The organism is Streptosporangium sp. NPDC049376 (genome assembly GCF_044466505.1).
In the GTDB taxonomy this organism is placed as follows: Bacteria; Actinomycetota; Actinomycetes; order Streptosporangiales; family Streptosporangiaceae; genus Streptosporangium.
The window spans coordinates 110,193-119,596 of the sequence record NZ_JBITMT010000021.1; the positions used below are offsets into that span (position 1 = coordinate 110,193).

The 9,404-nt window shown below is 68.3% G+C and carries 12 protein-coding genes and 2 pseudogenes; 9 read left to right on the forward strand and 5 right to left on the reverse strand.

All coding sequences use genetic code 11. The annotated features are described in order from the left end of the window. Positions 1 to 473 precede the first annotated feature (473 nt). The 3 genes and pseudogenes from ACIBVQ_RS34250 to ACIBVQ_RS34260 all read left to right on the forward strand — a co-directional run bounded on the left by ACIBVQ_RS34250 (position 474) and on the right by ACIBVQ_RS34260 (position 1,814). A complete protein-coding gene (locus ACIBVQ_RS34250; protein WP_362912143.1) occupies positions 474 to 728 on the forward strand; it encodes a MerR family transcriptional regulator in 255 nt (84 codons plus the stop codon). A gap of 536 nt (positions 729 to 1,264) precedes the next feature. Continuing rightward, positions 1,265 to 1,462 (forward strand): annotated as a pseudogene (locus ACIBVQ_RS34255) (DUF4158 domain-containing protein); the annotation flags it as partial. Positions 1,463 to 1,505: 43 nt separating this feature from the next. After that, positions 1,506 to 1,814 carry a hypothetical protein gene (locus tag ACIBVQ_RS34260; RefSeq protein ID WP_399182650.1) on the forward strand — a complete coding sequence of 103 codons (309 nt, stop codon included), beginning with the start codon at positions 1,506 to 1,508 and terminating at the stop codon, positions 1,812 to 1,814. Positions 1,815 to 2,042: 228 nt separating this feature from the next. On the opposite strand, the gene ACIBVQ_RS34265 is transcribed toward ACIBVQ_RS34260, so the two are convergent. Further along, positions 2,043 to 2,735: a GNAT family N-acetyltransferase gene (locus tag ACIBVQ_RS34265; protein ID WP_362778847.1), complete on the reverse strand. Its 693-nt coding sequence runs from the start codon at positions 2,733 to 2,735 to the stop codon at positions 2,043 to 2,045. Positions 2,736 to 2,832: 97 nt separating this feature from the next. Between ACIBVQ_RS34265 and ACIBVQ_RS34270 the strand changes: the two genes are divergently transcribed. Then, entirely contained in the window at positions 2,833 to 3,567 is a 735-nt protein-coding gene (locus ACIBVQ_RS34270) for a TetR/AcrR family transcriptional regulator (RefSeq protein WP_399182636.1), read from the forward strand. A 53-nt stretch (positions 3,568 to 3,620) separates the two neighbouring features. Here the strand turns inward: ACIBVQ_RS34270 and ACIBVQ_RS34275 are convergent, their stop codons facing one another. Together ACIBVQ_RS34275 and ACIBVQ_RS34280 are read right to left on the reverse strand one after the other, a co-directional pair. After that, positions 3,621 to 3,785, reverse strand: coding sequence for a hypothetical protein (locus ACIBVQ_RS34275; protein ID WP_399182652.1), 165 nt, complete (start codon positions 3,783 to 3,785; stop codon positions 3,621 to 3,623). A gap of 182 nt (positions 3,786 to 3,967) precedes the next feature. After that, a pseudogene (locus ACIBVQ_RS34280) lies at positions 3,968 to 4,309 on the reverse strand (histidine kinase); the annotation flags it as partial. Between the two features lie 771 nt (positions 4,310 to 5,080). Between ACIBVQ_RS34280 and ACIBVQ_RS34285 the strand changes: the two are divergent. After that, positions 5,081 to 5,965, forward strand: a complete 885-nt coding sequence (locus ACIBVQ_RS34285; protein WP_399182638.1) for an oxidoreductase — start codon at positions 5,081 to 5,083, stop codon at positions 5,963 to 5,965. A 55-nt stretch (positions 5,966 to 6,020) separates the two neighbouring features. Here ACIBVQ_RS34285 and ACIBVQ_RS34290 read toward each other — a convergent pair whose 3' ends face one another. Then, positions 6,021 to 6,431 (reverse strand): RidA family protein, encoded by a 411-nt coding sequence (locus tag ACIBVQ_RS34290; protein ID WP_399182640.1) that lies wholly within the window; start codon positions 6,429 to 6,431, stop codon positions 6,021 to 6,023. Between the two features lie 79 nt (positions 6,432 to 6,510). Here ACIBVQ_RS34290 and ACIBVQ_RS34295 point away from each other — a divergent pair, with 79 nt between their 5' ends. Then, positions 6,511 to 6,882 carry a helix-turn-helix domain-containing protein gene (locus ACIBVQ_RS34295; protein WP_352013365.1) on the forward strand — a complete coding sequence of 124 codons (372 nt, stop codon included), beginning with the start codon at positions 6,511 to 6,513 and terminating at the stop codon, positions 6,880 to 6,882. A gap of 421 nt (positions 6,883 to 7,303) precedes the next feature. Here ACIBVQ_RS34295 and ACIBVQ_RS34300 read toward each other — a convergent pair whose 3' ends face one another. Continuing rightward, positions 7,304 to 7,915, reverse strand: coding sequence for a dihydrofolate reductase family protein (locus tag ACIBVQ_RS34300; RefSeq protein WP_399182643.1), 612 nt, complete (start codon positions 7,913 to 7,915; stop codon positions 7,304 to 7,306). 88 nt (positions 7,916 to 8,003) lie between these two features. On the opposite strand from ACIBVQ_RS34300, the gene ACIBVQ_RS34305 reads away from it, so the two are divergent. The 3 genes from ACIBVQ_RS34305 to ACIBVQ_RS34315 are packed head-to-tail and all read left to right on the forward strand — an operon-like array spanning position 8,004 to position 9,313. After that, entirely contained in the window at positions 8,004 to 8,339 is a 336-nt protein-coding gene (locus tag ACIBVQ_RS34305) for an ArsR/SmtB family transcription factor (RefSeq protein ID WP_399182644.1), read from the forward strand. Further along, a complete protein-coding gene (locus tag ACIBVQ_RS34310; protein ID WP_399182646.1) occupies positions 8,336 to 8,836 on the forward strand; it encodes an SRPBCC family protein in 501 nt (166 codons plus the stop codon). The genes ACIBVQ_RS34305 and ACIBVQ_RS34310 overlap by 4 nt, the downstream gene beginning before the upstream one ends. A 15-nt stretch (positions 8,837 to 8,851) precedes the next feature. Next, positions 8,852 to 9,313, forward strand: coding sequence for a VOC family protein (locus ACIBVQ_RS34315; RefSeq protein ID WP_399182648.1), 462 nt, complete (start codon positions 8,852 to 8,854; stop codon positions 9,311 to 9,313). The last annotated feature ends 91 nt before the right edge of the window (positions 9,314 to 9,404 follow it).

Here is a 9,404-nt window from a genome sequence, read left to right on the forward strand (position 1 = left end):
GGACGTGCCGGGGCCAGCAGGATCGAAGGGTCCTTGCCGTGGACGCGCTGCCGAAGTAGTGACAGATGAAGTCGAAGTAGAGATACCGAAGGGAGTGTTGAACGCCATCAGGATCGCCCGTCGTCGGCTGAAGTTCGCCGCACGGGTACCGCACCTCCACGGATTGGACGGTGGTTTACGGTTACGCTTACGCGATCCCCGCACCCCTGCCTTTGCGGGCGGCCAGTGCGGAAGCAGTGAGTCGGCCATAAGGCCGGTAGATGGTGTTGAACCTCTGGGCCCCGGCGCATCATGGCGCCGGGGCCCTCGTCCGCGTTAGGGAAGGTTGTATGGATCAAGCAGTCACATCCCCGGGTTCTCACCCCCGGGACACCGCCGAGAAGGTGGAGACGGAGGCGGCTCAGACGCTCCCCGATGAGGCCGGTGACAGGCCCGGCCGGAAACTCGACGATGAGGATTACCCCGCTTACAGCATGGGGCGGGCCGCGGAGGTCCTCGGTGTCACCCCGGCGTTCTTGCGCAGTCTGGGCGCCGCCAGGCTGATCGAGCCGCAGCGCTCCGAGGGCGGTCACCGCCGTTACTCGCGCTACCAGCTGCGCCTGGCCGCCCGCGCCCGGGAATTGGTCGACCAGGGCACCGCTCTGGAGGCCGCCTGCCGCATCATCATCTTGGAAGACCAGCTTGCCGAGGCCCTGCGCATCAACGCCGAACTGCGCCGACGCGGCTGACCGGGCCTCCGCCTACGCGGCCCGCGTCCTGCTGTCCGTCCTGTGGCGCGGCCGGGTGAGCGGCAAGGAGCTGGCCCGGTGCTCGGCCGGAGTCGTCGGGGTGCGTCAACTCTCGGCGGGTTCGACAGTGGGCAGGTCTGGCAAGCGGTGTACTGGTGCCGCACCTGCCCGCTGTCATCGAATCGGGCGGTGGGTGCTGAGGGCTTCGGAGTGCCGCCCGCCGTCACCTCCGCCAGCAGCCTGGTGCGGATGGCCGGGCAGGGTGCCCCGATCGGTCAGTTGGTGGGCTTCCGCTTCTCGCCCTCGGTGGCCCCCCGCTCGGGTCTGTGTCACCAGCCGCAAAGTAACGCTAAGTAACTGGCGTTATGGGATTTGGCCATGGATTCCTTCGTAGGCCTGGCCGCAAAGTAGCAAAGCGTTATATCTCTGGCGCGTTGCGTCGCCATCACGGGTACGACATACCAGTCGTAGCCGGGTGGTTACAAACCATGTTTCTTCTGGCCTTCGTTGGAGGTTCGGGAGAAGGGGTGCGGGACATGCGACGCGAATGGGAGATCGAGGACCTGATCGAGTGCTGGACGCTGGACGAGGAGGAGTTCGCGCTACTGGCGAACAAGTCCGGGGCGCCTCGGCTCGGCTTCGGCCTGATGCTGAAGTTCTTCGAGCTTGAGGCAAGGTTCCCGCGCCGGGAGGACCTGCCTCGCCCGGCGGTGGAGTTCATGGCGGGACAGGTCAAGGTAGTGCCGCTGGAGCACGTGGTGCCCGAGGGCTGGCGCGATGCGGTCCTCGACCCTGACAGCGGTCTGGTCGAGCGGATCCCGTACGAGCTGTGCGTGCTGGTCACGCCGCACAGAGGAGATCACCCGCCGCTGGGGCGTGATCGACCTGCTGGACCTGGTCAAGAATGTCGACCACGCCACGAAGTTCACCGGCGAGTTCACCTCGGTGGCCTCGCGCACGGTGACCGACGCGAAGGTGCTGCGCCGCCGGCTGCTGCTGTGCACCTTCGTGCTCGGCACGAACAGCGGAAGAAACTTACCGAGGCCGACCGGCGCGCCCTGTCGGCTCTCTTCTGGAGCCACCTGAATCTGTACGGCAAGTTCGAGCTCGACATGAGCAAACAGCTCGACCTCGGGCCGGGGCCGAGCGTCGAGGGTTCAACAATCAGATGCCCCGTGAGGAATCCCGGGGCCCCAGCCCGGCAGTCAGCCCAGGGCGCGCTGATCGTCACTGCTTTGGCTTGTCGTCGGTGGGCGCACGCCGGTCCCCGGGCACGCCGTCCCTATGGTCCGATGGTGGCGGTTCGGCCCGGGGTTATTGAGGCTTGGCGGACGTCCGCGCTCCGGCCTCTGCCTCCTCAGCAGTGCGGCTGGCACTCCAGATCATCGTCCGCTGGTGGACCCGTCGGCCGTCGTGCCGGAGGCCGGGCACCAGTGGTGCCGGGCCGTGCTCGGCGAAGCCCATGCGCTCAAAGAACCGCACCGCCCGGGTGTTCTCGACCAGGGTCTGCAGGTGGCAGCCGGGAGATCCGGCCTTCCTGAGCCTGTCAAGCCACCGGCTCATCAGCCCGTCGGCGGCACCTGTCCCTCGCGCTTCGGGTGCCACGTTGATGTGCAGGTGCGCGGGCCACCTGGCGTCGGTGAACTCGCCGACGCCAGGCTCCCTGCGGACCGCGGCCCACGCCAGATCGGCCAGGCTGCGCGCGAAGAAGGCCGCGGGCCTGGGTCGGAAGACCAGCCGGTAGGTCCGCATCGCCTTCTCCATGCGCTCGCCCTCCCCGGGGAACCTCGCACTGTCGAGGCATCCCGTCAGGTAGCCCACCAGGGCGCCCCCGGTGACGGCGACGAAGAGCGAATCCGGCTCCAGCTCCATGTAGGGATCCAGGTAGACGGCCGCCTCCGAGTCCACGTGCCCCCACAGCGACGCCGTGGGAGCGCCCTCGCCCACGCGCTCGAACAGCTCGCGCAGCTCGGCGCGGTCACTCCGTGCGAACGTACGGATCTCCATGACGCCTCCCTTATTGTGTACAGTCTACTATGTACGTCATACACGATTATTGTGCTATATGACGTACACAGATTCCGGCCGCACGAGAGGATGTTCCATGGCAGAGCTGCCACCCGTCGTGGCGCGGATGTGGGACCGCGAACCCATCACGCGCAGAGGCCCGAGGCCGCGCCTGGACCTGGCCACGATCACGATGGCCGCCATTGAGATCGCCGACACCGAGGGGCTGGCCGCCGTCTCCATGAGCAACGTCGCCGCCCGGGTGGGCGTCGCTCCGATGGCGCTCTACCGGTACGTCGGCAGCAAGGACGAACTGCTGACCGTCATGGCCGACAGCGCCGTGCCCCCACCGCCCGAACGCGAGAACCTGTCCTGGCGCGCCTACCTCGCCACGTGGACCCGGCTCACCCGCGACCTCCTGCTGTCCCGGCCCTGGCTGCTGGACCTGCGCCAGAGCACCCCGCCCATGGGGCCGCGGCGACTGCTCTGGCTTGACCGGGCCCTGGACGCGTTGTCCGGTACCGGGCTGGACGACGGCCAGAAGTTCAACGCCGCCACGGTGCTGACCGGCTACGCCCTCACCGACGCGACACTCACGCACTCGCTCGGCGCCGGTGGCAAGGAGCTCGCGGCCAGGGCCAAGGGAGCCACCGAGTACGGCGAGATACTCACCGAGGTCCTGGACCCCGCGACGTACCCGGCACTGTCGGCCATGATGCGCTCCGGCCTGCTCAGGGACTCCACCGGCTGGACGGAGGACGCCGACTTCCGGTTCGGCCTCGACCTCCTGCTGGACGGCATAGAGGCGCTGATCGCCCGCCCAGCCCGGTAGGGGTGCCGTTAACGAACGTGTCGCCAGCCCCAAACGAGCGCCGTCTCTTCAGTTCACGGCCCCTTACGGGGCGGGGGCTTCGCGTCGTCGTGATCGCGGAGCATGCGCAGCACGGTGGCCGGTGAGGGGTCCTGGCCCTTTTTCCTGCCGAGGGTGATGACCGGGCGGGCGGCGATGTCGCGCAGGCTGAGGTTCTGGCCGCGCAGGTGCAACGCCATCGACGTAGGCGGTTGTCTCCTGGGCCGGGCCCAGCCGCATCGGAACGTCGTAGTCCAGGTCGATCGGCACGCTGGAGCGTTCGGCAAGCGACTCCAGCACCGCCGGCAGCCCGCCGTCGTCCAAGGCCACCGGGTAAAGTCGAGGCGATGGGCCCGGCCGAGCAGCATGCCCAGCGCGACCACGCGACCAGTCGCTGCTGCACGCCGTCGTGCAGGTCCCGCTCGATCCGCCGCCGCTCGTCATCGACCGCCTCCAGCACCTCTGCCCGCATCCGCGACAGTTGCTCGACGCGGCTGCGCAGCACCTCCTTGTCACTGGGCGCGAGTCCCCATTCCGCCAGCCGTCGTTCCAGCGCCGCCAGGAAGATGACGAGGAGTCCGAACGCCGTCCAGGTGATCGGGTCGTACCAGCTCATCTCGGCATGTTGCCCGGTACCGCCGGAGAGCGCGCGCCAGCTCGACGTCGCCCAGATCCCGACGAGCACCAGCACCCCGCCACCGAGCCCGCCGACGATGCCGCGCATCGCCACGTACGCCAGCGCACGCCCCGGCCAAACACGGGGCGACGGTGCCACCCAGCCAGCGATTGACGCGGACCCGATCGGCCTCGGCCAGCCGCCCGGCGCCACGGAACGACCAAGGCCGGGTAGACGGCATTGCCAGCAGCGGCATCGCGATGACGACCCACGCCAGCTCGACCACGGCCATCACCGCCCCGAGCGCCAGCCCGACCATGCCACGTACTGCTGCCCACGCCACAACCAACGGCCTTGCGGCGTCTTCCTGGGTGTTTGTCTCGGGGTAGGTGCTGTCCGCCGGGGCGTTCCTTACGGGGAGAGGGGTCCTGACCGTGCGGAGGGGTCAGGGTGAGGCGGAAGCGGGCGCCTTCGCCGGGGGCGGTGCGCAGCTCGACGTCGCCGCCGTGCGTGCGTGCGGGCGAGGGAGCGGGCGATGGGCGAGCCCGAGCCCCGCGTTGGCCCCGCCCGACCGGTTGCGGGACTGGTCAGTCCGGTAGAAACGTAGGAACGCGCTCATTCCGGTGTCGGCGATGAGTCGGCTGCGGCCGATGACGACCGGCTGCGGCTCCTGGCCTTGGGGCACGCGGCCAGGAACGCGTTGTACTCCATCTTGGCCCGTGCTCTCTGGGCAGCCTTCGTCGGCTTCACCGATCTCGCCCTTTCGCCTTTGGGAGAGTTACGCACTTCAGGGTGCCTACTTCCCTATGGGAAGTAACTCTCCAATACTCGTCCGGGGGTTGAAAACGCCACCCACGGCGATAAGGGAAAGGCACAACGATGAACGCGGCGACCGCATCACTTCCCGGCGGCACCTGGACACTGGGCAACGCGACCATCACCCGGTTCGGTTACGGCGCGATGCAACTCGCCGGCCCGGGGGTCATGGGGCCTCCCGCCGACCACGATGGCGCCCTGGCGGTATTGCGCGCGGCCGTCGCGGCCGGTATCACCCACGTTGACACCAGTGGCGCGTACGGACCGCGCGTCACCAACGAACTGATCCGTGAGGCGCTGCATCCCTACCCGGAGTCGTTGTTCATCGCCACCAAGGTGGGGGCGAACCGAGACGCGCAAGGCGGCTGGCCCACGGCCCGGCGGCCCGAAGATCTGCGCAAGCAGGTCCACGAGAACCTCCGGTCTCTCGGGGCCGAGACCCTCGACTTGGTCAACATGCGCATGGGCGATGCCGAAGGCCCTAAGCCTGGTTCGCTCGCCGAGGCGTTCGCGACGCTCGTCGAACTCCAGCGAGAGGGCCTGATCCGTCACCTCGGGGTCAGCAACGTCACCACCGAGCAGGTCGCCGAGGCCCGAGGTATCGCTCGAATCGTCTGTGTGCAGAACATGTACAACCTCGCCCACCGCCACGACGACGACCTCATCGACAGGCTCGCCGCCGCCGGCATTGCCTACGTGCCGTTCTTCCCGCTGGGGGGCTTCACGCCGCTACAGTCCGATGCGCTCTGGAGGGTCGCGGCGCGGCTTGGGGCGACGCCGATGTCGGTCGCGTTGGCCTGGCTGTTGCAGCGCTCACCGAACATCCTGCTCATCCCCGGCACATCATCGACAGCCCATCTGAGGGAGAACATCGTCGGTGCCGGGCTCTCCCTCTCCGGTGAGGATGTGGCGGACCTGGAGAGCATCGGCCGCCGAACGCCACGTTGACCAGTTCGTGCCGTGCGTGGCCGTGCGGCGGCCGGGCACGGCTGCGTGCGCCGGATCAGTCGAGCAGTGCGGTCGCCTCGACCTCGACGAGGACGTCCGGCTCGAAGAGGTGGTCGACGCCGATGAGGGAGGCCGGGGGCATGGGGAGCCGAAGGCCGATCTCCTCGGCGACGGCCTCGACTCCGGCCATGAGGTCGCCGATCTTCTCCGGGCTCCACCGGGTCACATAGAACGTCAGGCGCAACACGTCCGCGAACGAGGCGCCTGCGCCGGCCAGGCCGGCGGCGGTGTTGCGCAGGGCCTGTGCGACCTGTCCGGCCAGATCGCCGGGGGCCACCGGGGTTCCGTCGGCCTGTCGGGCGACCTGCCCGCTGACATGGACGTGTGTGGTGCCCGTGCCGACGGCGACATGGTGGTAGGGGGTGGGCTGGAGCAGGCCTTCGGGGGTGAAGTGCTTGACGGTCATGGCTGTTTCTCCTTGTCAATGTAGGTATCTGTAAGCTACCTAGTAGGAGAAAGGCACTTCAACGAAACCAGGTTTCACCATGGATACCGACGGCGGGCTCCGCATCGACGCCCCGCACCGCGAACTCCTCGATCAGGTGCTCGACAAGTGGTCCCTCGGTGTGCTCAACGAGCTCTGTGAACGCCCCTGCCGCTTCAACCAGCTGCGCCGGGCCATGCCCGCGGTCACGCAGAAGTCGCTGACCACGACTCTTCGCCGCCTGGAGCGTAACGGGGTGATCGAACGTGAGGTTCTCTCCACACGGCCGGTGGCGATCGTGTATCGGATCACACCGCTCGGCAAGACCTTGCGGCAGCCCATCGACGTCCTGCTGGCCTGGGCGTCGGAGCACATGCCCGCCATCGAACACGCCCGCGACGCCTTCGACATGCGTGAGGACGCGGGCCTGTGAGACCTGTGTCCCGGCCCTGTTCGGGTCGGTGGCCGATGTCCTGGCGGGGTGGGCGGGGATCGGAGCCTTCTCTGCTGCCGTGTGGGGACTTCCGAGGGTGCGGCGTATCCACGGCTCGGTGCGGTGATCGTCGGTTCTGCGGGGTGAGATGTGCCGTCGGGTCATCGCCGCCGCGACCGGCCTGCTGGAGCGGAAGGAGTTGTGCGGCGGCTGGGACGGCGTGGTGGAGTTCGGGCCGGCTGTCCCGTCCTTTGCTCGCTGGTGTGGCATGGCGCTCTGCCGTCTTGCCGGGTCAAGGCACGCATGATCGGTTGTGTGGCGTTGCTTTGCGGCTGGTGGCATGGGCCTGAGCGGGGGGCCTATTTGATCGGTCGCTGGGGCGGGTCGGTTGGCGGTCGGCGACAGAGGCGGATCTCTTGCATTACCCCGGCGTCCGGGGCGCGCGGCGATAGATCATGTGAGTCACACCGATTCCCTCGATGATCTCCGCCTGCTCGAAGCCGATCGGTGCTGTGGCGTTGAGCCCGGCCAGCACAGGCGTGCCGCCGCCGAGTACCACCGGCACGACGTCCAGCCGCAACTCGTCGAGCAGGTCGGCCTTCAGCGCGTCGGCCGCGGTGCCGCCGGGACCGACGCCGACGTCGCGATGCCCGGCCACCTCGCGGGCTCGCGCGATCGCGTTCTCCACGCCGTCGCTGACGAACGTGAACGGTGTCGTCGCCGTCCAGTCGGACAGTGGTGGGCGGTGGCTGACAACGAACACCGGTACGCCGCCCGGGTGCCGCCCGTTCCAGCCCGCGGTGAGGTCGAACAGGTTCCGGCCGATGACACAGGCTCCGAGCGTCTCCTGGAGTCGGCGCAGGTAGCGGGCCGTTGCCTCGGAGGTGCGGTAGGTCAGCCGGTTCGGATCGGCCGTTGGCGTGGCCACGGAGCCTGCCGTGCACCAGGCGAACAGCTTGTCGAAGCCTGACTGGCCGGGGCCGGAGATGTACCCGTCCAGCGAGACCGACGCCTGTGTGAAGACCTTTCCCATGGTTGCCCCCAGAGCGTCTGCGATTTTGACAAAGCTGGACGCTAGCACATATAAAACCATCAGGTTATGGAACCGGAGGGTTATGGAAATGGTTGCAAGCGACAGGCTGGACGCGACGTTCGCGGCGCTCGCCGACCCCACCCGACGGGCCATCCTGGCCCGGCTCGCGGCGGGTGACGCCACGGTCACCGAGCTGGCCGCGCCGTTCGCGATGAGCCAGCCCGCCGTCTCCAAACACCTGCGCGTGCTCGAACGGGCGGGCCTGATCAGCCGCGGCCGCGACGCACAACGCCGGCCATGCCGGCTGGTGGCCGAGCCGCTCAAGACGGCCACGGACTGGCTGGCCGACTACCGCGACTATTGGGAAGCGAGCTATCAGCGACTGGATGCCTTGCTGGACGACCTGCAGGACGGCAAAGCGTGACCTCCCCCCACCCCGGCCTCGGGCTGCACGTCGTCGCGTTCGGGGCCACCGGCCTCGTCCTCACCCGGACCTTCGCCGCTCCCGCGCCGCTGGTCTTCGCCGCGCTCACCGAGCCGGAACTGCTCCGCCGCTGGTACGGCGCCCGCGGCTGGCAGCTCACCGTTTGCGAGGTCGACCTACGCCCAGGCGGTGTCTGGCGGTTCGTCTCAACAGGGCCGGGTGGCTCCGAGATGGAACTACACGGGCTGTTCCGTGAGGTCGTGCCGCCTGTACGCCTCACACAGACCGAGATCCACCGTGACTGGGCCGACGGCGCGGCACTGGTCACCACCGTTCTGGACGAGACAGACGGACACACCACCATGACCGTCACCGCGCAGTACTCCTCGCCCGAAATTCGCGACATGGTCGTGCGCAGCTCCATGCAACGCGGCGCCGGCGAAGGATACGACCGCCTCGCCGCTGTACTCGCCACACTGCCACCACACCTCCCCTGACGAAAGGCACCATCCATGACCGACGCATCCGCACCAGTCACCGAGATCCCGACCGACCTCGGGGAAGTTCCCGAGGACTCCGGTAACCCGCCTGTGCCCCCTGGCACGCTGCTGCTGGAACTCGTGCCGGTGCCGACCACCGACATCGAACGGGCCAAGGCCTTCTACCAGGGCCAGCTCGGGTTCCGTCTCGACGTCGACGTCAACCCCAAGCCCGGTGTCCGCGTCGTCCAGCTCACTCCGCCCGGTTCGGCATGCTCGATCACGCTCACCGAAGGCCTGCCCACACTCGACATGCCCCCAGGAACTCTGCGCGGTCTGCACCTCGTGGTGGCCGACATCGAGGCATCGCGCGCTCAACTCGTCGGGCGTGGCGTCGAGATCAGCGAGATCGAGGACTCCGGCGGCGTGCTCTACGCCTACTTCGCCGACCCGGACGGCAATACCTGGTGCCTTCAGCACATGCCCTGGCGCTAGGAGCTGTTCGGGGTTCGGATCTCGGTGGGGCCGGAGAGCGGGCTGGCTGTGGCTGGTAGAACTCGGACGTGGCGCGTTTTGATGTGACGGA